The following is a 20,795-nucleotide window of genomic DNA, read 5'->3' on the forward strand; positions in this document are numbered from 1 at the left end:
GCCGAGGAGCCGAGGAGCCGAGGAGCCGAGGAGCCGAGGAGCCGAGGAGCCGAGGAGCCGGGAAGCCGGGAAGCCGGAGAGCTACTGGGCGTGCACGTCCTCGATGACGGTCCAGTCGAGGTGCTTGCCGGTGCGGGAGTCGCCCGAGGAGCGGCCGCGGACGCGGCGGTAGATCCAGGGCAGCACGTGCTCCCAGTAGTACCTCGCCTCGACCAGGGCGCCGCGGGCCAGGGGTGACATCGCGCGGTTCGGCAGTGGTGCCTCATAGCCCAGCGCCGTGAGCACGAGGCTGGCGACCCGCCGGTGACCGGCCGCGTTGAGGTGCAGGCGGTCGGCCGACCAGTAGCCGGGGCGGCGCAGCTCGGTGTCGTGGAAGCAGTCGACGAGGGGCAGGCCGTTGGCGGCGGCCAGCTCGGCGACGCCGGCGGTGAGCAGTTCGGCGCGGCGGCGGAGGGTCTTGCCGAAGGGGAGGTTGTCGGACGGGTCGCCGCCGCTGAGCAGCACCAGTCGCACGCCGGCCGCGGCGCAGCGCTGGACCGCGGTGGCCGTCAGCGACACCAGGTGGTCGACGTCGGCGCGGGGGCGCAGCATGTCGTTGCCGCCGCCGTTGAGGGTCATCAGGGTCGGGGCCGGTCGCAGCGCCAGCGCGGCGTCGAGCTGCTCGGTGACGATCGGTTCGAGCAGGCGGCCGCGGATCGCGAGGTTGGCGTACTCGACGGGCTCGCCGCCGGCCGCCGCGAGGCCGGCGGCCACCAGGTCGGCCCAGCCCCGCACCGACCCGTCCGGTTGCTCGTCGCCGACACCCTCGGTGAAGCTGTCACCGATCGCCACGTACCGCACTGCACGTCCTCCCGCAGATCAACTCCGATCCCCGTTACTCTGCGCCCAACCGGCCCGGTCTGCCACATGGCCGTGGTCACGCCGCCTTGACCGCGGTGGGCCGGACCGCGGCCGCCACGATCGCGCGGAGCGTGGAGATGCCGAGGCGGGTGCCGCCTCAGCGGGCGAGCAGCAGGGCGGCCAGCGCGAGGACGCCCGGTAGCACCTGGACGAGCAGGATCCGCTTCGTGGCCGTCGCCGCACCGTAGAGCCCGGCGATGATTACGCACGCGAGGCCGAAGAGCGTGAGCTGGAAGTCGTCGGCGATCAGGCCCCACACCAGGGCCGCGGCGAGGAAACCGTTGTACAGGCCCTGGTTCGCGGCCAGTGTCCTGGTGGCCTCGGCCAGCTCGGCGGTCGTGCCGAAGCTCGCGCGGGTCCGCGGCGCGGTCCACAGGAACATCTCCAGCACCAGGATGTAGACGTGGATCAGGGCGACCAGCCCGACCAGGACGTCCGCGACGACGGTCACGCGCATTCCTCTCCTCGACGTACGCGGACGGTATCGCCCCGCGTGCTCGGCCGTGTGACCGCCGTGTGCGTGGCGTGTCAGCGGTGGTCGTGATCGTGGGCGCATGACTGTTGCTGTGGAGTGCGCGGGGCTGGTGAAGCGGTACGGCCGCACGACCGCGCTCGCGGGGGTCGACCTCGAGGTGCCGGCGAACACGGTGTGGGGGCTGCTCGGACCGAACGGCGCCGGGAAGACGAGCGTGGTGCGGATCCTCGCGACGTTGCTCCGCGCGGACGCCGGCGTGGCGCGTGTCGGTGGCTTCGACGTGGCCCGGGACGGCGAGCGGGTGCGCGGCCTCATCGGGTTGACCGGGCAGTTCGCCGCGGTGGACGAGGCGCTGACCGGGTACGAGAACCTCCTGCTCGTGGGGCGGTTGCTGGAGCTGGCCGGCCGGACGGCGCGGGCGCGGGCCGACGAGCTGCTGACCCGGTTCGGCCTGACCGAGGCCGCGGGGCGGCTGGTGCGGACGTACTCCGGCGGCATGCGCAGGCGTCTCGACGTCGCCGCGAGCCTGGTCGCGGCGCCGTCCGTGCTGTTCCTCGACGAGCCGACGACCGGCCTCGACCCCCGCTCCCGCGGCGAGGTGTGGGGCCTGGTGCGCGCACTCGTCCGGGAGGGCACGACCGTGCTGCTGACGACGCAGTACCTCGAGGAGGCCGACCAGCTGGCCCAGGGGATCGTGGTCCTGGACGAGGGACGAGTGGTGCGCACCGGCACGCCGGCGGAGCTGAAGGCGGCGGTCGGGGGACAGACCCTGCACGTGCGGCCGACGGACCTCGGCCGGTTGGCGGAGGCGGAACGGATCGTCGCCGCGGTGGTGGGAGGTGTGGGGCGGCCGGATGAGCCGGGTGACGGCGGGGAGATCTCGTCAGCCCTGCTGCCCGGTCGCTCGGCCGGGGCCGTGCTGGCGGAGGTGGCGGCCCGGCTGGCGGCGGCCGGGATCGAGGTCGCCGAGCTGGGCGTGCGGTTGGCCAGCCTCGACGAGGTGTTCCTCGCGCTCACCGGGGCGGCGGCATGAGCCCGCTGCGCGCGACCCGCCACGCGCTGGTGCTGGCCCGGCGCAACCTCACGAAGTTCCGGCACACGCCGGACCAGCTGCTCGACGTCCTGCTCATGCCGGTCACGTTCGTGGTGATGTTCGTGTTCCTCTTCGGCAACGCGGTGGCCGGGAACTGGCACACCTACCTCCAGTTCGTCATCCCCGGCATCGCCGTGCAGGCACTGATGCTGGCCACCCTCGGGACCGCCGTGTCCCTCCACGCCGACCTGCGCACCGGCGTCTTCGACCGGTTCCGCAGCCTGCCCGTCGCCCGGTCCGCGCCGCTCGTCGGGCACATCCTCGGGGACTCGCTGAAATACATCCTCTCCATCGTCCTGGTGTTCGGGTTCGGTGCGGTGCTCGGCTTCCGGTCACACGGGAACCCGTGGCGGCTGCTCGCCGCCTTCGGGCTGCTGCTCGCGTTCGCGTTCGCCATGTGCTGGGTCGCCACGGTGATCGGGGTGCTCGCGCGGGCCCCGGAGACCGTGCAGGCGTTGAGCCTGGTGCTGGTCTTCCCGCTCACCTTCGGCAGCAACGTGTTCGTGCCCACCGGCAAGCTGCCGGACTGGCTCCAGGCCTGGGTGCGGATCAACCCCGTGACCCAGGAGTCCGACGCCGTCCGGGCGTTCGTGCTCGACCAGCGAGCCGGGAACGCGGTCGTCGCCTGTCTGCTGTGGACGGCGGGGATCATCATCGTGTTCGCGCCGCTGGCGGTGGCCGCCTACCGCCGACGCTCGGCGGGCTGAAGCAGCTCGACGCGGGCGGTCGCTGAGTCCACCGTGGACGCGGCGGTGAACTCCCGGTCGAAGGCCGCGCCCAGCCGGGCCCTGGCCGCCGTCTCCGTGTCGCGCACGTCCGGGCTGCCCACGTCCGGCGCACCACGCACCGCGGCGGCCAGGCCCAGCAACCTGGCCGCCGCGCGCGGGTCCGCCGCGGTCTGCGCCAGCGCCTCCGCCACCTCGGCGATCGCCGTACCGCCGGCCAGGCTGCCTTCCGCCAGGCGCAGCGCCCGGCTCAGATATCCGGCAGCCGCCCGCGCGTCACCGGACCGCGCGGCGGCACGGCCCGCCTCGGTCAACACCTGCACCAGCAGGTGGTTCTCCATCCAGCCCGCGTCGCCGCCCGCCACCTCGGCCAGCAGCGCCGTGAGCACCGGCATCGTCGCCTCGCCGGCGCGGCGGGCCAGCACGGCCAAGCCCACCTCCGCCGTCACGGCCACCGCCGCGACGGGGATGTCCCGACCCTCCTCGCCAGCACGGGTCAGGTCGGCCCGGGCGCCGTCGAGGTCGCCGGCACGCAGGCGGTAGCGGCCCCGTTGCGCCCGCAGCCACGCCGCGTCGGACACCGCGCCGAGCGACTCCGCCAGCGACAGCGCCCTGCTGGCCGCCTCGACGGACTCCTCGTGGCGGCCGTGCAGGCTGTGGATGCCCGCCACGTTGCTCGCGGCGACCGCGATGCCCCACCGGTCACCCGCCGCCTCGAACCGCTTGAGCGCCACCGCGTAGTGCGTCGCCGCCGCCGCGAGCCCTCCCCGGCCGGCCGCCGCGTACCCCGCCACCAGCTCGGCCTGCGCGGCGACCCAGGCGTCCGGGTGACCGGTCAGCTCCGCGGTCACGTCGTCGTCGGTCATGCCGGTCAGCATCAGCGTCATGAACGCCACCGCCGGGTGCCACGACCGCCGGTCCGGGCCGGCGCACCGGCGGGCGGTCTCGCCGGCGGCACGGCTGCGGGCCTGGTCGGTCTTCACGTGGTACATGGCGTCGAACGCGTGCACGGCCGCGGATGCCGACCCGGCACCCGGCAGCGCCAGCACCCGGCGCAGCCAGCCGGCCGCCTCGTCGTGGGTGTCGCGCAGGAACCAGAACCAGCACAGCGACGCGGTCAGCCGCAGCGCCGTGTCGGTGTCGCCCATGTCCACCGCCCACCGCAGCGCCGCGGACAGGTTGCCGTACTCCCGGTCCAGCTCGCCGAACCACCGCAGCTGCGCCGAGCCGCGCAGGTTCGGCGCCGCCTCCTCCGCCAGCGCCAGGAAGTACGCGGCATGGGCCCCGCGCACCCGCGCCGCCTCGTCGTCCGCCAGCTCGGCGGCCGCGAACGCGCCGATCGTGTCCAGCATCCGGTACCTCGCCGGCTCTCCCGGGAGGTCCAGCAGCTGCAGGAACGACTTGTCCACCAACCCGGAGAGCAGCTCGTCGTCCGCGCCGCACACGGCCCGCGCCGCCGCCGGCGTGGCACCGCCGGCGAACACCGCCAGCCGGCGGGCCAGCGCCCGTTCCGCGTCGGTCAGCAGCCGCCAGCTCCAGTCGACCACCGCGAGCAGCGTCTGGTGCCGCGGCAACGCCGTGCGGTTCCCGCCGGTCAGCAACCGGAACCGGTCCGACAGCCGCGTCGCGACCTCGGCCAGCGGCATCGACCGCAGCCGCGTGCACGCCATCTCGATCGCCAGCGGCAGCCCGTCCAGCCGCCGGCAGATCTCCGCGACCCGCGCGGCATTCTCCGCGGTGACGAGGAAACCGGGCCGTGCGGCGGCCGCCCGGTCGGCGAACAGCCGCACCGCGGGGAAGTCGGCCGCGTCCGGCCAGCCCACGCCCTCCGGCGGTGCGGCCAGCGGTCCGACCGGGTGCAGGAACTCCCCGCCGATGCCCAGGGGCTCCCGGCTCGTCGCGACGAGCCGCACCCGCGGGCAGGACGCCAGGAGCCGGTCGGCCAGCCCGGCGCACGCGTCGACGAGGTGCTCGCAGTTGTCCAGCACCAGCAGTGCCTCGCGGTCGCCGAGGGCCGCGGTCAGCACGTCCAGGGGATCACCGGCGCGCGTGAGCAGTCCGGCGTTGCGGGGCACGAGCACCCCGGACACCGCCGCCGGCAACCGGTCCGGGTCGGCGATGTCGGACAGCTCGACCCACACCACGTCCTCGTGCCGACCGGCGACCTCACCGGCCAGGCGGGTCTTGCCCGCGCCGCCGGGACCGACCAGCGTCACGAGCCGGGCGTGGTCCAGCAGCGCGCGGACCCGGTCCAGGTCGTCCTCGCGGCCGACGAAGCTGGTCACGGGCGCGCCCGGGCCGGGCCGCCGTCCGGTGCCGCCACGCAGGATCGCGGTGTGCAGGTCGCGGACCTCGGGGGCGGGGTCGGTGCCCAGCTCCGTCGCGAGCGCGCGGCGCAGATCCTCGTACGCGGTCAGGGCCCGCGCCGGGTGTCCCGCCGCCACCAGCGCCCGCATGTGGGCGGCGACCAGGCGTTCCCGCAACGGGTGCGCGGCCACCAGGGCGGCCAGCTCGCCCAGGTCGTCGGTGGCGCCGGTCTCGGCCAGGTCCTCGACCGTGCCCAGCCGCAGCTCGACGAGCCTGGCCACGACCGGGGGCGCGAAGCCGGCGTCGGCCAGCTCGGTCAGCGGATCGCCCCGCCACAACCGCAACGCCTCGACGAACCGGTCCCGCGCGGCGCGCGGGTCCCCGGCGTCCCAGCTCGCCCGGCCGGCGGCCACCAGCCGCTCGAACGCCGAGACGTCCGTGTCGACCCCCGCCAGCTGGTAGCCGGCGGCCGAGTGCGCCAGCTGGAGGTCGGGAAGGGTGCGGCGCAGGCGGGACACCAGCGTCTGCAGGGCGTTCACGGCACCCGCCGGCGGCCGTGCGCCCCACACGGCGTCGATCAGCTCGTCACCGGACACCGGACGCCCACCGGCCAGGACGAGGCGGGCCAGCAACGCACGCAGACGCGTCCCGGGCACCTCGACCGGGCGGCCGTCGTCGTCGTGCACCTCCAGCGCACCCAGCAGCCCGACTCGCACGCGGTCAGGCTCTCACGACCGCGAGGACCCGCCGGCACGGCGTCCTCGGCGCGCTGTGGGAGTTCTCTAGGCTGCGCCCGGTGGAGACTGATCTCGCGCTGCCCGGTGGGGGCACGCTGCACGTCTACGACACGGGCGGCGGCCGGCTGAGTGTGTTCTGGCACCACGGCACGCCGAACCTCGGCGCGCCGCCGCGGCCGTTGTTCGACGCGGCCGAGCGGTTGGGTATTCGGTGGGTGTCCTATGACCGGCCCGGCTACGGCGGCTCGACACCGGCGCCCGGGCGCGACATGGCCTCGGCCGGCACCTCCGTGGCCGCGGTCGCCGACGCGTTGGGGATCGACCGGTTCGCCGTGATGGGGCACTCCAGCGGTGGTCCGCACGCCCTCGCCACCGCCGCGTCGCTGCCGGGGCGCGTGCTCGCCGTGGTCAGCGTGGCGGGGCTCGCGCCCCTCGGCGCCCCCGGGCTCGACTGGTTCGCCGGTATGGCACGGGGCAGCGCGGCGGCCCTGCGTGCCGCCGCGCAGGGGCGGGCCGCGGCGCGGGAGTTCCATGACCGGGCCGAGTTCGACCCCGAGACGTTCACGCCGGCCGACCACGCCGCGTTCGACGGACCGTGGGGCTGGTTCAGCGAGGTCGTCGGGCCCGCGGTCGCGGCCGGACCGGCGGCACAGGTCGACGACGACCTCGCCAACGTCGGACCCTGGGGGTTCGACCCCGCCGACGTCAGCGCGCCGACCCTGCTGCTCCACGGCGACGCGGACCGGATGATACCGGCCTCCCACAGCGTCTGGCTCGCCGAGCGGATCCCCTCCGCCGAGCTGTGGCTGCGACCCGGCGAAGGGCACATCTCGGTGTTGAACCACGCGGAGGCGGCGCTGGACTGGCTCGGCACACGCGCCGGGTAGCGGGGTGGTCACCAGCCAGCCGCGCCGCGCCGAGCGGGTCCCTTGCGCCGGGCTGTGGTTGCGGTGCGGCGGGCGCGGCCGGTGAGTTCGAAATGGTCGGCAGAGGCTGGCCGGATTTGTCGAACTCGCGGGTCCGGCCGGTCGAACTCGCGGGTCCGGCCGGTTGGACACGCGGGTTGTGGGCGTTGGACACGCGAGGGTGCCGGGGTGGTCAGGTACCCACCTTGGGGGTCATCGTCTGGGTGGCCGCTCGGGTGGTGTCCAGCATGTCGTGGGTCGCGATGTGGCCCACGTAGCCGTCGGGGCGGATCAGTAGCAGCGTGTCGGCGGTCAGGCCGTAGGCGTGGGCGAACTCGGGGGCCTCGCCGGTCGTGATCCGCTTCAGTTCGGCGCCCGCCGTGGGCCAGTCCAGGCGGGCCAGCGCCTCGGCGGCGGTGGGGCCGTGGGCGATGGCGGTGAAGTGCGTGCCGCGGAAGGCGTCGAACAGGCGGACGGGTGTGCCGTCCGCGTCGCGCAGTTCCGCGTCGGGGGCGCGGTCGCCGGTGTGGAGGGTGGCGGTGTGGTCGGCGTCGGTGGGTGCCAGCGGGCCGCCGCGGTAGGTGAGCGCCAGCTGCTGGACCTCCTTGCCGCGCTTGATGCTCGACGGGTCCAGTTTCGCGATGCCCTCGTACTTCTTCGTGGACAGACCGATCACGCTGGCCGCGATCGGCAGCCGTTCGGCCTCGTAGGTGTCCAGCAGCGCCTCGTCCGCGCCGGCCAGCACCTGCGCGAGCTTCCAGCCCAGGTTGTACCCGTCCTGGATGCCGGTGTTCAGGCCCTGCGCGCCCGCCGGGGTGTGCACGTGCCCGGCGTCGCCGGCGATGAAGGCGCGGCCGCGGCGGAAGGCGTCGGCCAGCCGGATGTTGGGGCGGAACAGCGACTGCCACCGGATGTCGTGCACCGTGACGTCGTACGGCCGCAGGCGCTGGTTGATCTCGTCCTCGCTGGCCGGTGGCTCCTCGTCGGGCTTCAGCTGGAACATCCACTGGAACAGGTCGGTGCCGGGCAGCGGGCACGCGCCGGCCTTGATCCTGGCCCAGACGTGCCAGCGGTCGCGCGACAGGCCCTCGGTCACGGCGTCGAGCAACAGCACGCGTTCCACCTCGTCGGTGGAGCCGAGGAAGCCGATGTCGAGCTCGTGGCGGACCGTGCTCGCACCGCCGTCGGCGCCGACGAGGTAGCGAGCGGTGATCTCCTCGCCGCTGGCCAGCCGGGCGGTGGCGGTGTCGGCGTCCTGGCTGAGTGAGACCAGCTCGGCGCCGAGCTCCACGTGGTGGCCCAGGCTCTCCAGCCGCGCGTGGAGGGCGCGGTCGGTGCGGAACTGCGGGACCAGCCACGTGTTGGGGTACGGCACCGCCGCGGTCGGCTCGCGGTGGGGGAACATGCGCCACGGGATGACCCACCGGAAGGCGTGCACGCCGAGCTTCGGGTACTCGCCGCCGCCCGCCAGCACGTCGTCGACCGCACCGAGGTCGTCGAGGACCTCCAGGGTGCGCGGTTGGACGCCCTTGGCCCGGGATCCCTCGAAGGCGCGCGGATCCCGGTCTATCACGCGGATGTCGAGACCGCGCCTGGCGAGGTCGATCGCCAGGGCGGTCCCGGTCGGCCCGGCACCGACGACGAGGACGTCCACCGTTCTGTCGTTGTCCATGTGCCAGAGCGTGGCCTACCCGCGGGTGGGGCCACAACACCCGATCACGACAGTTTGAGCACCGGTTTGTACATGTCCAGCCAGATCGCGATGTCCAGTGTGCGCTCCAGCCCGAAACGAACCGCCTGGTCGATCTCCTCCCCGTGGGCCACCTGGCGGATCCAGTCGCGGTCGACGATGTCGAACACCGGGTGGTCGGCGGACAGGTAGCCGCGGACGTGCTCCCGCAGCTTCTTCGCGTACTCCGGGTCCTGTGTGGACGGATAGGGCGACTTGACCCGCTCCACCACCGACTGAGGCAGCACGTCGGCCGTCGCGGCCCGCAGGAGCGACTTCTCCCTGCCGTCGAAGGTCTTCATCGACCACGGCGTGTTGTAGACGTACTCGACGAGCCGGTGGTCGCAGAACGGGACGCGCACCTCGAGGCCGACCGCCATGGACGTGCGGTCCTTGCGGTCCAACAGGATCCGCACGAAGTGGGTCAGGTGCAGGTAGCAGATCTCGCGCATGCGCGACTCCAGCGCGGACTCGCCGGGCAGCGGCTCCACCCTGGACACCGAGGTCCGGTACGCGTCCCCGACGTACTCCTCCATCCGGAGGTTGTTCAGCAGCGCCGGGTTGAGGATCTGTCCCCGCTCGCCGCGGTGCCGCGCGAACCGCACCAGCCACGGGAACGTCGCCGCCTTGCGCGCCTCCGGGTCGAAGAACTGCTGGTAGCCACCGAACACCTCGTCGGCGGACTCGCCGGACAGGGCGACCGTCGAGTGCCCGCGGATCGCCTTGAACAGCAGGTAGAGCGAGGCGTCCATGTCACCGAGCCCGTTGGGCAGGTCGCGGGCGCGGATGACCTGCGCGCGCACCTCGGGGTCGGCGAGCTGGGCGGAGTTGAGCACGATGTCCTGGTGGTCGGTGCCGGCCAGCTCGGCGACGTCGTGCACGTACGGGGCGTCCGGCGTGGCCCGCATCTCGTCTGGCACGAAGTTCTCGGCGTGACCCACGAAGTCCACCGCGAAGCTGCGCACCCGCTCGTCGAGCTGCTGAGCCGCGATCGCCGTCATGGCCGAGGAGTCGAGGCCGCCGGAGAGCAGCACGCACCGCGGCACGTCCGCGACCAGCTGGCGGGCCACGATGTCGTCGAGCAGCTCCCGAACCCGGGCGACGGTCGTGGCCTGGTCGTCGGTGTGCTCGCGCGTCCGCAGCGCCCAGTACCGCGTCGTGTGGAGCCCGTTGCGGTCCACGGTGACGACCGTGCCCGGCTCGACCTCGCGCATCCCGTCCCACACCGCGTGGCCGGGCGTCTTGACGAACCCGAACAGCTCACGGATGCCGTCGAGCGTCACCGTCGGCTCGACACCGGGGTTGGCGAGGATCGCCTTGGGTTCGGAGCCGAACAGCACGCCGTCGGCGGTCTCGTAGTAGTAGAAGGGCTTGATGCCCATGCGGTCGCGGACCATGACCAGCTTGTCGTCGCGGCCGTCCCAGATCGCGAACGCGTACATCCCGTTGAGCCGGTCGGCGAGCGCCACGCCCCACTCGAGGTAGGCGTGCAGGACCACCTCGGTGTCGGAGGAGGTCTCGAACCGGTGGCCGCGGCCGCGCAGCTCGTCGCGCAGCTCGGTGAAGTTGTAGGACTCGCCGGAGTACACGAGCGCCACCGGGCCGCCCGGTGTGTCCACCCGCATCGGCTGCCGTCCGCCCGGCAGGTCGATGATCGCGAGCCGCCGATGCCCCAACGCGGCGTGCTCGGTGGTGAACGTGCCCCGGTCATCCGGTCCGCGGCACGCCATGGTCTCGGTCATCGCGTCGAGCGTCTCCCGCTCGTCGCGCAGATCGTGCCGGAACGCGACCCAGCCGGTGATCCCGCACATGGTCCCCTCCTGGTGCACAGGCTGTTACTGAACGTGCAAGTCCATTAGACACCTATGTAACTCGAGCGTGTCGCCGGTGTTACTCCGAGATGTCGGTATTGCCGGAAAGCTGCCCTGTGAGCTGCGCCACGCACGACTCGTCGGGCTCGGCAGCTCCCCGCTGGTCAGCCCGCGCCTGCCAGGAACACCGCCAGCAGCGGGCCCGCGAGCACGCCGACGGCGACCGAGACCGGGGTGGCGACATAGGCGGTGATGCTGGCGGCGCGGCCGGCGCGGGGGAACTCGTCCCGCGTGCGGAGCGCCGGCGCCAGCCACCGCAGGTAGTAGAAGACGCTCGCGACGGTGTTGACCGCCGCGACGACCACGAGCCAGCCGAGGCCCGCGTCGAAGGCAGCGGTGAAGACCGTCAGCTTGCCCGCGAACACCCCGGTCGGCGGCGTGCCGACGAGTCCCAGCAGGCACACCGCGAGGCACACCGCCAGCCACGGCCGGTGCCCCCGCAGACCCGCGTAGTCGTCGAGGGTCCTGGCCTCGGGGAGCGCGCACACGACCGCGAACGCGCCCAGGTTGGTGACCGCGTACGCGGCGAGGTAGAGCAGCAGGCCGGGCAGCGCGAGGGACGCGCGGGCGGCGGCGAGGGCCATCAGCAGGTATCCGACCTGGCTGATCGTCGAGTAGGCGAGCAGGCGGCGCACGTCGCGCTGGAAGAACGCGGCCAGGTTGCCCAGCGTCATGGTCACCGCGGCCAGCACGGCGATCAGCAGCGGCCAGTTCAGTGGCGCGACCGCGACGAACCGGTGGATCGCGACCACCGCGCCGATCTTGGGGATCGTGGTGACGATCGCGCCGACCGCCGGCGACGTGCCCTCGGTGACGTCCGGCACCCAGAAGTGCCCCGGCACCGCGCCGGCCTTGAACACCAGGCCGGCCAGCACGGCGACGGCACCGACCGCGACCGCGGCGGCCGGGGCGTCGGGCAACGTGTGGTGCAGGGTGGGATAGTCGCTGCCCCGCCCCACCCCGGACACCAGCATGACGCCGAACAGCATCGTGGTGCCCAGCAGCGCGCCGAGCAGGTAGAACTTGAGGCTCGCCTCGGTGCCCGGGCCGTCCTTGGCGAACCCGGTCAGCGCGTAGAGCGGCACGCTGGCCAGCAGGTACGCGGCCACGAGCAGCAGCAGGTCGTTCGCGCCGGCCAGCACGACCGCGCCGAGCGCGGCGAGCAGGAGCAGGACGACGAACTCGGTTTCCCTTGCGTGGCCGCCGATCCGCGTCATCCCCAGCACCAGCAGGACCGACGTGAGGACGACGGCCCGGGTCGCGCCCGTGGCGGTGTCGACGGCGTAGGTGCCCGCGAACACCGTGCCGGTCCCGCCCATGACCGTCCACACCAGACCCGCCACGCACGCGGCGCCCGCGAGCACGCGGACCGGCCACTGGCGCCGGCGCGGCAGGAACGAGCCCAGGAGCAGGCCCGCGACGGCCGCGCAGGCGAGGATGATCTCCGGCAGCAGGCGGCCGAGGTCGGCCGCCATGTCCGTGCCGGCGTTCACCGGCGCACCAGCGTGCCGAGCACCCGCGCGGCCGGCTCGACCAGGTCGAGCAGGAACCGGGGGAACAGCCCGAGCACCACCGCGAGCGCCATCAGCGGCGCGATCGACAGGGTCTCGGCCAGCGTCAGGTCGCCGACCCTCGACGCCGGCGGGCCGAGGAACAGCCGCTGGTAGGCGCGGAGGAACAGCGCTGCCGTGAGCAGGATCCCGAGGAACGCCAACGCGGTCGCGACCGGTGCGCCCGGCAGCGAGCCGGTGAAGATCTGGAACTCCGCGATGAACCCGGAGAACCCGGGCAGCCCGAGCGAGGCGAACGCGGCCAGCGCGGTGAGCCCGGCGAAGCGGGGCGCGCTCGCGGCGAGACCGCCGTACGCGTCCAGGTCGTAGGTCCCGCCCCGCTCGTACAGCACACCGGCGAGCAGGAACAACGCGCCGGTGATCAGGCCGTGGCTGACCATCTGCGTCACCGCGCCCGTCACCGCGAGGTCGTGCGCCTGGCTGTCCGAAGTGGACAACAGGCCGGCGGCCCCGAGGGCCAGGATGACGTACCCCATGTGGTTGACCGAGGTGTAGGCGATCATCCGCTTGAAGTCCCGCTGCGCCAGGGCGACCAGCGCGCCGTACAGCACGCTCACCACACCGACCACGACGATCGCCGCGCCCCAGTCGCGCCAGGGACCCGGCAGGAGCGGCATGGCGATCCGCACGAAGCCGTACGTGCCGAGCTTCAGCAGCACCCCGGCCAGGATCGCCGAGCCCTCGGCCGGCGCCTCGGTGTGCGCGGGCGGCAGCCACGTGTGGAACGGCACGGTCGGCGTCTTGATCGCCAACCCGACGACGATCGCCACCAGCACGAGCGTGGCGGCCGTTCCCCTGCCCTGCAGGGGGTTCTGCGCGGCGAGCCGGGCGATGTCGAACGTGTGGGGCGTCGCGGCGAGGTAGAGGCCGATGAACCCGAGCAGCAGCGCCAGCGAGCCGAGGAACGTGTAGAGGAAGAACTGCAGCGCCGCCCTGGCCGCGTCCCGGTGCCCCCAGCCGGCGATCACGAAGTACATGACCACGATGGACAGGTCGAAGAAGACGAAGAACAGCACCAGGTCCAGCGAGACGAACACACCCATGCACACGGTCTCGAGGAGCAGGAACAGCGCCGCGAAGGACCGCAGCGTGCTGGTTTGCCTCGCTCCGCTCGGCGCTTCGCGGCCCGTACCCGGCGCGGTGCGCCGCAGCGCGTAGACCGCGCAGGCCAGGAACAGCACGGCGGTCACCGCGACGAGCGGCAGGCTCAGGCCGTCGACGCCGATGTGGTAGCCGGAGCTGACGCTGGGGATCCACCGGCGGTTCACCTCGTAGCCGTAGCCGGGACCGTCGTAACCCAGCCACAGCACGACCACGGCCACCAGCTCCACGGCGCTGGCGGCGACCCACGTCCACCGCACGACGGCGTCGCTGACCCTCGGCACGGCCAGCAGTGCCACGGCCACCGCGACCGGCAGGAACACGACGGTGCTGAGCACGCTCACCTCACCAGGAGTAGGAGGACGGCGAGTGCGGCGAGCACGACCACCGCCTGGGCGTAGTAGTGGTGGAGCTGACCGGTCTGCGGGCGCCGCGCGAGCCGGCCCAGTGCCCGGAACCACCGCGCGACGAGGCGCACGGCCCCGTCCACCGACCACTCCACGCGCCGGTCGACCAGCCGCGCGAACGCCGTCCCGACCGCGGCGGTCGCCCGCACGCTCCCGGCGACGGCCCGGTCGTCGAACCGCGCGAGGGCGTCGGCCGCGACGAGGGTGGGGCGCACGACGACGGTCCTCGTCAGGCCCTCCAGACCCAGCCAGCCGAGCAGGGGAGCGGGCGCGGGCAGGTCGCGGCGACTCACCGCGCGTGCCGTCAGCCCGGTGACGACCAGCGCGAGCACGCCGGAGACGACCAGCTCCCACCAGGCAGGGCCGGCGCCGCCCGGGACGACCCTGGCGGCCCGCGCCCACAGCCCGGGCAGGGCGAGGAGCCCGAGGCCCGCGGCGCCGGCCGCGAGCACCGGCAGCGCCGCCAGTTGCGGCCGGGCGGGCCGCTCCTCCCCGCCCGCCCTGCCGTAGCGGACCGTGCTCTCGCCCTGCTCCCCGGCGCCCGGCGGGGCGACGGCCAGCGCCCGCGCCGCCCGGTCCACCGAGTCCGTGCCGTCCGTGTTCGCCCAGACGAGAGCCAGCGCCCGGCCGGCGTAGGCGGCGCTGAGCACCGCCGCGGCGAGTCCCACCACGTACAGCGGCACCGACTCCCGCGCCGCCGTGGCGAGCACCTGGTCCTTGGCCGCCCACAGCGACAGGGGCGGCAGCCCGGCCAGCGAGGCCGCGCCGACGGTGAACATCACGCCGACGAAGCGGTGGCGCCGGGCGGCGCCCCGCAGCTCGGTGAGGTCCTTGGTGCCCAACGCGGTCAGCCACGCGCCGGCGCAGAGGAACAGCAGGCTCTTGGTGAAGGCGTGCGCCACCAGCTGCCAGGTCCCGGCCGCCACACCGGCCGTGCCCGCGGCGAGGACCATGAGGCCCACCTGCGCACACGTGGAGGCGGCCAGCAACTGCTTGAGGTCGCGTTGCACGACCGCGACCGCGCCCAGCAGCAGTGCCGTGGCCGCACCGGCCCACGCCACGGTGACCGCCGCCCAGGACGTCGCGTCCAGCAGGTTCTCCATGCGGAGCAACAGGTACGCGCCGGCCGCGACCATGGTCGCCGAGTGCAGCAGCGCCGAGACCGGGCTGGGGCCGTCCATCGCGCGGGACAGCCAGAAGCTGAACGGCAGCTGGGCCGACTTGCCGAGCGCGGCGACCACCAGACCGGCCGCGACGACGTCACGCCAGCCGTCCGGCAGGCTCGCGAGCCGGTCGAGGTCGAGCCCGCGGGCCCCGCCCGCCAGCGCGGCGCCCGCCGCCAGGTACAGCCCGAGGTCGGCGGCGCGTGTGGTCAGGAACGCCACCAGCCCGGAGGTGGCGCGGCGCGGTTCCCGCCACCAGAAGCCGATGAGCGCGTAGGAGGTGGCGCCCATGACCTCCCACGCCATCAGGAGCGTGAGCAGCGTCGTCGCGGTGACCGTCACCAGCATCGCGGCCGCGAACAACAGCACCAGGCCGAAGAAGCGGACCGACCGGAACTCGCCCGCCGCGAACACCAGCACCGCGAGGGTGACGATCGCGACCGTCACCACCATGACCGCCGACAGCCCGTCCATCCCGAGCCCGAAGGAGATGCCGTTGAGGTAGGGGGTGGACACGTCAGTCCCCGAGGTCCGCGGCCATGTCGGTCATGTCGACGTCCCGGGCCCGGAAGATGGCCGTGGTGACGGCGAAACCGGCGGCCATCTCGATCGCCATGGCCGTGACCGCGACGACGACCACGACCTGGCCGTCGGGCCGCTGCGGCGCGGTGTAGTACCAGAACGCGGCCCCGCCGACGATCACCGCGTTGACCATCAGCTCGAGCCCCATCATGATCATCACGATGGACTGCTGGGAGAGCGCGCCGAAGAGCCCAACGCTGAACAGCGCGGAGGCGAGGAGGAGGTACCCGGTCACCGGCCCAGCCCTCCTCGGACGGGGTCGTCGGGAGGTCTCCGGTCGAGGCGGTCGCCGTAGCGGTCGTAGCGACCGCGGTGGGTGGCGAGCACGACGGTGGCGATGATCGTGGCGAACAGGGCGAGACCGAGGACGACCATTGTCAGCATCTTCGGCCCCATGAGCGCCTGGCCGAGCGCCGTCGTGGGGTCGCGGGGCGGTTCGGCGCCGGTGGTCGGCCAGTCGACGAGGACGCTGCCGGCCGCGAGCACCAGGAAGGTGGCGCCGGAGATGACGAGCGCGCCCTTCTTGTTGTGCAGCATGGACATCGGCATCAGCCCGGCCGGGTTCATCATGTACATCACCATGAACACGACCATGATGACCATCTCCATGACCATCATCAGGATGACGAGGACCCCCAGGTAGGTCAGGCCGACGAGCAGGACCGTCACGGCCGCGAACACGAACGAGGCCAGGAGCGCGAAGGTCGCCCGCGCCATGGAGTCCACCCGGAAGACCGCGACCCCCGAGGCGACGGCACCGACGGCGCAGACCCAGAAGACGACGTCCATGATCCTCCTTCAGCTGACCACGACGGACACGACGAGGGCTTGGATGAGCGTCGCGGGGATGAGCACCATCCAGGCGACCTCCATGAACCGCTCCAGGCGGATGGTGGGCGTCCCGCGGCCCACCCACACGAGGACCGCGAGCACGGCGGCGGTCTTCACCAGCGACCACGACCAGTCCGGCAGCAGCGGCCCGGCGCCGCCGCCGAGGAAGAGCGGCACGGCCATCGCGGCACCGGACACCAGCAGCACCTTCCGCCCGGCCTCGAACACCAGCCGGTCCACACCGGACAGCTCGGCGACCGCGCCGCCGGCGAGGTCGGACCCGACGGCCTGGTCGAACGGCCTGGCGAACGACATGGCCAGCACGGAAACCAGGTACACGGCGAAGGCGACCGGCATCCACACCACGAACCAGAGCTTCCCCTGCGCTCCCACGACGTCCGCGACCCGCAGCGAGCCGGCGCCCACCGCGACGGTGGTGAGCGCGAACATGTGCGGCAGCTCGTAGGCGAGCCCCTGCGCCACGAACCGGTACCCGCCGACGAGGGAGAACGCCGAGTTGGGCCCCCAGCCGGCGAGCCACACCGCGGCCCAGGCGAGGATCTCCATGGCGTTGAACCAGACGACGCCGACGTCGAGATCGGCGACCGCCCACCGCCCGAGCGGCGTGACCGCCGACGCGAACACGGCGGCCACCAGCAGGACGACGCCGGCCGACCGCCAGAGCAGACCGTCGGCGGCGAGCGTGCGCCGGCGCTGCTGGAGGAGCAGCCCGGCGACGTCCCGCAGCGGTTCCACGGCGGCGGTCCGGACGGTTCGTCCCGCGACCCGCGCGGCCAGCACCGCATCGAAGGCCGTCGCGGCGGCGGCGAGGATGGCGAGTACGCCGACCAGCACGAGGGCGCCCCACCACGCGGTTGTCTCAACCACGGTGGGCTCCGAGAGTGGCGTGTGCGCGGAGCGGTGTGGGGGTGCGCCAGCGGGTGGTTGTCCCAGTCATGGCGGGTTCCGAGAGTCGCGTGGATGGCGTGCGTGTCGAGCGGTGCGGGGTGTGCCACCGGGCGGTTGTCTCAGTCATGGTGGGTTCCGAAGGTGGCGTGTGCGCGGAGCGGCACCAGGCGTCGTTTCGGTCGTGGTGGGTTCCGAGGGGCGCGTGGATGGCGTGCGTGTCGAGTGGTGCGGGGGTGTGCCATCGGGCGGTTGTCTCAACCATGGTTGATTCCGAGACTCGCGACGATGAGCCGGGCGGCCGCGAGTTCTGTGCCGTTGAGCAGGTCGGGTAGGTCCTCGACGGTTGTCTCGTGGTCGGCGAGGTCGAGCCAGCGGTGGAGGCGGTCGAGGGCGTCCCCCGCGGGGGTTGTCCCGAGCCCGGCCAGGAGCCAGCGGAGGGTGCGGGATCGGCGTACCTTGCCCGCCCACCGCTGGTGTGCCGCCTCGGACAGACGGCCGAGGAGGGCGGCGTCGCGCAGTCGCTGGGCGGTGACCGCGGCGTCGGTCCAGCCGGCGAGGGCGAGCAGGCAGGCGCAGGCATCCAGCCGGCGGGCGGTGGGGTGCGGCGCCCAGAAGTCGTCGACGCCGTCGAGGCGCTCGACGGAGGCGTCCTGGATGACGTCGCCCTGGAGGGTCGTGTGGACGATCAGGCCGGGCGGCCAGAGGGGAAGCGCCGGACCGAGGGGGACGTGGAGCTGGTCGAGCATGAGCCCGTCACGATCCGGGGCCCGGTCGGCCATGGGCACACCGCCGGGCATGTCCATACCGGCCATGTGGTGATCGTGCCCGCCATGGCTCGAATGCCCACCGTGGCCCGTCTCGGTGTGCTCGGCGTTGTCGGCGTGCTCGTGGTGGCTGGCGTGCTGGCCGTGGCTCAGGTGGCTGCCGTGATCCGTCGCGGTGTGCTCGGCGTGGCCGTGGTGGGCGGCCTGTTCGTGGTGGTCGTGGTGGCTGGGATGCTCGTGGTGGCTGGCGTGCTGGCCGTGGCTCAGGTGGCTGCCGTGATCCGTCGCGGTGTGCTCGGCGTGGCCGTGGTGGGCAGCCCGTTCGTGGTGGGCGGCGGGCTCGGCGTGGCCGGAGTGCTCGTGATGGTCGTCGGGGTCGCCGTGTTCGTGATGGCTCGTCCCGGTGTGGGGCGGTTCCGGTGGCGCCGCGGCGGGGTGGTCCGCCGCCGAGCGGGCCTGCCTTCGTTGTTCGTCGAGGTCGTGGAGGGTTGTCAGGGCCGCTGCCAGTGCACCTGGTGCGGCCGCGTCGTCGGCCACCTCCACCCGCACCCTGGGGGCCGGGACCGTCTGCCACACGCGCGTCGCGTAGGGCTCCAGGTCGGTGCCGGCGGTGACCAGGACGTTCGCCTCGGCTGGGGTCAGGGCCAGGTGCCAGCCGTGCTCGCGGGCGTACCGCTCCACCGCCAGTCGCGCGCCCGTGCCGCCCAGGGCCGTCAGCACGAGCAGGCGGGGCCGCGTCCACCGCAGGAGCCACGACGTCACGCCCACCGCAGGGCGCCCTCTCGCCAGGCGTAGGTCACGCCCGCGAACAGGACGGCCAGGAACACGAACATCTCCACCACCGCGGTCGTCCCCTCCTCGGCCACGACGAGCGCCCACGGGTACATGAACACCATCTCCATGTCGAACGCCAGGAACAGCATCGTCACGGCGTACCAGCGGACGTGGAACCGCGACACGGCGTGCTCCGCCGGCTCGTGGCCGGACAGGAACGGGCGCACCTCCGTCACCGTGCGGCCCAGCCGCACCAGGGACGCGACGCCGTACGCGGCGCCGGCCAACAGGAGCGAGGCGACCGCCAGAACGAGCACCACACACCTCCTACAGATACCCGGTAGGGGTACACCCTACCGCGCCGGCGGCGCCGGTGGGCGCGACGACGGGCACCCGGTCGTGTGATCAGCGCTTGCGCCGCACCCGGCTCCCGACGAACAGGCCGGTGACGGCGACGGCACCGAGGGTCGCGATGATGCGCGTGACGTCGATGGCCGGCTGCCACGACACCTCGCCGTTCCTGATGACGAAGGCGCCGACCGGTCGCGCGAGCAGGCCGAGGCCGCCGCCGCTGCCGCGGCGCCCCTGCTGGTCCTCGCCGTTCCCGCCGCCACCGCCGCCGACGACGCGCGCGGCCGGGATGACGGTCACGCCGTCCCTCTCTACCGGCTCCGCGAACACCGTCCGCGCGTCGAACGTCTCCCGCGCACGGGTCAACAGGTCCTCGATCTTCATGGTCACTCCAGTGGTCGGCGCTGCGACCACCATCCCACCATGATCGCCGGTCAGCTCGCGCCCTCCGTGAGCTTCTCCGACGGCGCGGGTGGCGCCTCGTCGGCATGGCCGCCCCACGGGCCGACGTACTTGTCCGCCCGGATCTTCTCGACCAGGTGCGGGTAGTGCAGGTCGAACGCCGGCCGCTCGGTGCGGATCTTCGGCAGCTCCAGGAAGTTGTACCGCGGCGGCGGGGACGTGGTCGCCCATTCGAGGGAACCGCCGAAACCCCACGGGTCGTCCATGGTCGCGGGTTCGCCGTAGCGGTAGCTGCGGAAGACGTTCCACACGAAGGGCAGCACCGACGCGCCGAGGATGAACGACCCGATGGTGGAGACGGTGTTCAGCGTGGTGAACCCGTCCGACGCCAGGTAGTCGGCGTAGCGGCGCGGCATGCCCTCGTTGCCCAGCCAGTGCTGGACGAGGAAGGTCGTGTGGAAGCCGATGAACGTGGTCCAGAAGTGCAGCTTCCCCAGGGGTTCGTTCAGGTACCGGCCGGTCATCTTCGGGAACCAGAAGTAGATGCCGGCGAAGGTCGCGAACACGATCGTGCCGAACAGCACGTAGTGGAAGTGCGCGACCACGAAGTAGGTGTCGTGCACGTGGAAGTCGATCGGCGGGGACGCGAGCAGCACGCCGGTGAGCCCGCCGAGCAGGAACGTGACCAGGAACCCGATCGAGAACAGCATCGGCGACTCGAACGTCAGCGAGCCCTGCCACATCGTGCCGATCCAGTTGAAGAACTTGATGCCGGTCGGGATCGCGATCAGGAAGGTCGCGAACGAGAAGAACGGCAGCAGCACCGCCCCGGTCGCGAACATGTGGTGCGCCCACACCACGACCGACAGCGACATGATGGCCATCGTCGCGTAGATCATGCCGCGGTAGCCGAACAGCGGCTTGCGGCTGAACACGGGGATGACCTCGGTGACGATCCCGAAGAACGGCAACGCGACGATGTACACCTCGGGGTGGCCGAAGAACCAGAACAGGTGCTGCCAGAGGATCGCGCCGCCGTTGGCCGGGTCGAACACGTGCGCGCCGATGACCCGGTCGGCGAGGAGCCCGAACAGGGCCGCGGTGAGGATCGGGAACGCCACCAGGATCAGGATCGTGGTGATCATGATGTTCCAGGTGAAGATCGGCATCCGGAACATCGTCATGCCGGGCGCGCGCA

General features: G+C 73.0%; 18 protein-coding genes. 3 read left to right on the top strand and 15 right to left on the bottom strand.

Going from position 1 to position 20,795, the window contains the following annotated elements; genetic code table 11:
* Window positions 1–81 precede the first annotated feature (81 nt).
* Window positions 82–840, bottom strand: a complete 759-nt coding sequence (locus tag ACJ73U_RS21345; RefSeq protein ID WP_407779435.1) for an SGNH/GDSL hydrolase family protein — start codon at window positions 838–840, stop codon at window positions 82–84.
* A gap of 157 nt (window positions 841–997) precedes the next feature.
* Window positions 998–1,351, bottom strand: a complete 354-nt coding sequence (locus ACJ73U_RS21350; protein ID WP_407779436.1) for a DUF1304 domain-containing protein — start codon at window positions 1,349–1,351, stop codon at window positions 998–1,000.
* Between the two features lie 103 nt (window positions 1,352–1,454).
* Here ACJ73U_RS21350 and ACJ73U_RS21355 point away from each other — a divergent pair, with 103 nt between their 5' ends.
* A complete protein-coding gene (locus tag ACJ73U_RS21355) occupies window positions 1,455–2,408 on the top strand; it encodes an ATP-binding cassette domain-containing protein (RefSeq protein ID WP_407779437.1) in 954 nt (317 codons plus the stop codon).
* Complete coding sequence (locus ACJ73U_RS21360; protein ID WP_407779438.1) at window positions 2,405–3,175, top strand: ABC transporter permease; 771 nt, start codon at window positions 2,405–2,407, stop codon at window positions 3,173–3,175. The genes ACJ73U_RS21355 and ACJ73U_RS21360 overlap by 4 nt, the downstream gene beginning before the upstream one ends.
* On the opposite strand, the gene ACJ73U_RS21365 is transcribed toward ACJ73U_RS21360, so the two are convergent.
* Window positions 3,151–6,216, bottom strand: coding sequence for a BTAD domain-containing putative transcriptional regulator (locus ACJ73U_RS21365; protein WP_407779439.1), 3,066 nt, complete (start codon window positions 6,214–6,216; stop codon window positions 3,151–3,153). The two genes, ACJ73U_RS21360 and ACJ73U_RS21365, sit on opposite strands and share 25 nt — an antisense overlap.
* A 71-nt stretch (window positions 6,217–6,287) precedes the next feature.
* Between ACJ73U_RS21365 and ACJ73U_RS21370 the strand changes: the two genes are divergently transcribed.
* The gene (locus tag ACJ73U_RS21370; protein ID WP_407779451.1) at window positions 6,288–7,124 is read left to right on the top strand and encodes an alpha/beta fold hydrolase; all 837 of its coding nucleotides are present in this window, start codon (window positions 6,288–6,290) and stop codon (window positions 7,122–7,124) included.
* Window positions 7,125–7,335: 211 nt separating this feature from the next.
* On the opposite strand, the gene ACJ73U_RS21375 is transcribed toward ACJ73U_RS21370, so the two are convergent.
* The 12 genes from ACJ73U_RS21375 to ACJ73U_RS21430 form a co-directional block, all read right to left on the bottom strand.
* Window positions 7,336–8,814, bottom strand: coding sequence for an FAD-dependent oxidoreductase (locus ACJ73U_RS21375; RefSeq protein WP_407779440.1), 1,479 nt, complete (start codon window positions 8,812–8,814; stop codon window positions 7,336–7,338).
* Between the two features lie 44 nt (window positions 8,815–8,858).
* A complete protein-coding gene (asnB, locus tag ACJ73U_RS21380; protein WP_407779441.1) occupies window positions 8,859–10,682 on the bottom strand; it encodes an asparagine synthase (glutamine-hydrolyzing) in 1,824 nt (607 codons plus the stop codon).
* A gap of 164 nt (window positions 10,683–10,846) precedes the next feature.
* Window positions 10,847–12,235, bottom strand: a complete 1,389-nt coding sequence (locus ACJ73U_RS21385) for an NADH-quinone oxidoreductase subunit N (protein WP_407779442.1) — start codon at window positions 12,233–12,235, stop codon at window positions 10,847–10,849.
* Window positions 12,232–13,752: a NuoM family protein gene (locus tag ACJ73U_RS21390; RefSeq protein ID WP_407779452.1), complete on the bottom strand. Its 1,521-nt coding sequence runs from the start codon at window positions 13,750–13,752 to the stop codon at window positions 12,232–12,234. The genes ACJ73U_RS21385 and ACJ73U_RS21390 overlap by 4 nt, the downstream gene beginning before the upstream one ends.
* A 2-nt stretch (window positions 13,753–13,754) precedes the next feature.
* Window positions 13,755–15,500 (bottom strand): proton-conducting transporter membrane subunit, encoded by a 1,746-nt coding sequence (locus ACJ73U_RS21395; RefSeq protein WP_407779443.1) that lies wholly within the window; start codon window positions 15,498–15,500, stop codon window positions 13,755–13,757.
* Between the two features lies 1 nt (window position 15,501).
* Window positions 15,502–15,801: an NADH-quinone oxidoreductase subunit NuoK gene (locus ACJ73U_RS21400; protein WP_407779444.1), complete on the bottom strand. Its 300-nt coding sequence runs from the start codon at window positions 15,799–15,801 to the stop codon at window positions 15,502–15,504.
* The gene (locus ACJ73U_RS21405) at window positions 15,798–16,355 is read right to left on the bottom strand and encodes an NADH-quinone oxidoreductase subunit J (protein WP_407779445.1); all 558 of its coding nucleotides are present in this window, start codon (window positions 16,353–16,355) and stop codon (window positions 15,798–15,800) included. Before ACJ73U_RS21405 ends, ACJ73U_RS21400 begins: the two co-directional genes overlap by 4 nt.
* Before the next feature lie 9 nt (window positions 16,356–16,364).
* Window positions 16,365–17,285, bottom strand: coding sequence for a complex I subunit 1 family protein (locus tag ACJ73U_RS21410; RefSeq protein ID WP_407779446.1), 921 nt, complete (start codon window positions 17,283–17,285; stop codon window positions 16,365–16,367).
* 275 nt (window positions 17,286–17,560) lie between these two features.
* Complete coding sequence (locus ACJ73U_RS21415) at window positions 17,561–18,832, bottom strand: hypothetical protein (RefSeq protein ID WP_407779447.1); 1,272 nt, start codon at window positions 18,830–18,832, stop codon at window positions 17,561–17,563.
* Window positions 18,829–19,161 carry an NADH-quinone oxidoreductase subunit A gene (locus tag ACJ73U_RS21420; protein WP_407779448.1) on the bottom strand — a complete coding sequence of 111 codons (333 nt, stop codon included), beginning with the start codon at window positions 19,159–19,161 and terminating at the stop codon, window positions 18,829–18,831. Before ACJ73U_RS21420 ends, ACJ73U_RS21415 begins: the two co-directional genes overlap by 4 nt.
* A gap of 88 nt (window positions 19,162–19,249) precedes the next feature.
* The gene (locus ACJ73U_RS21425; protein ID WP_407779449.1) at window positions 19,250–19,579 is read right to left on the bottom strand and encodes a spore germination protein GerW family protein; all 330 of its coding nucleotides are present in this window, start codon (window positions 19,577–19,579) and stop codon (window positions 19,250–19,252) included.
* 50 nt (window positions 19,580–19,629) lie between these two features.
* Window positions 19,630–20,795, bottom strand: a 1,166-nt coding sequence (locus tag ACJ73U_RS21430; RefSeq protein ID WP_407779450.1) for a cbb3-type cytochrome c oxidase subunit I, incomplete at its 5' end; no start/stop codon positions are given.

The sequence above is a fragment of the Actinophytocola sp. genome, assembly GCF_045807065.1.
Lineage (GTDB): Bacteria > Actinomycetota > Actinomycetes > Mycobacteriales > Pseudonocardiaceae > Actinophytocola.

Coding starts and splice junctions, on each gene's coding strand:
- ACJ73U_RS21355 (WP_407779437.1), top strand. CDS start 1,455: ATGACTGTTGCTGTGGAGTGCGCGGGGCTGGTGAAGCGGTACGGCCGC.
- ACJ73U_RS21360 (WP_407779438.1), top strand. CDS start 2,405: ATGAGCCCGCTGCGCGCGACCCGCCACGCGCTGGTGCTGGCCCGGCGC.
- ACJ73U_RS21375 (WP_407779440.1), bottom strand. CDS start 8,814: ATGGACAACGACAGAACGGTGGACGTCCTCGTCGTCGGTGCCGGGCCG.
- asnB (WP_407779441.1), bottom strand. CDS start 10,682: ATGTGCGGGATCACCGGCTGGGTCGCGTTCCGGCACGATCTGCGCGAC.
- ACJ73U_RS21405 (WP_407779445.1), bottom strand. CDS start 16,355: ATGGACGTCGTCTTCTGGGTCTGCGCCGTCGGTGCCGTCGCCTCGGGG.
- ACJ73U_RS21425 (WP_407779449.1), bottom strand. CDS start 19,579: ATGAAGATCGAGGACCTGTTGACCCGTGCGCGGGAGACGTTCGACGCG.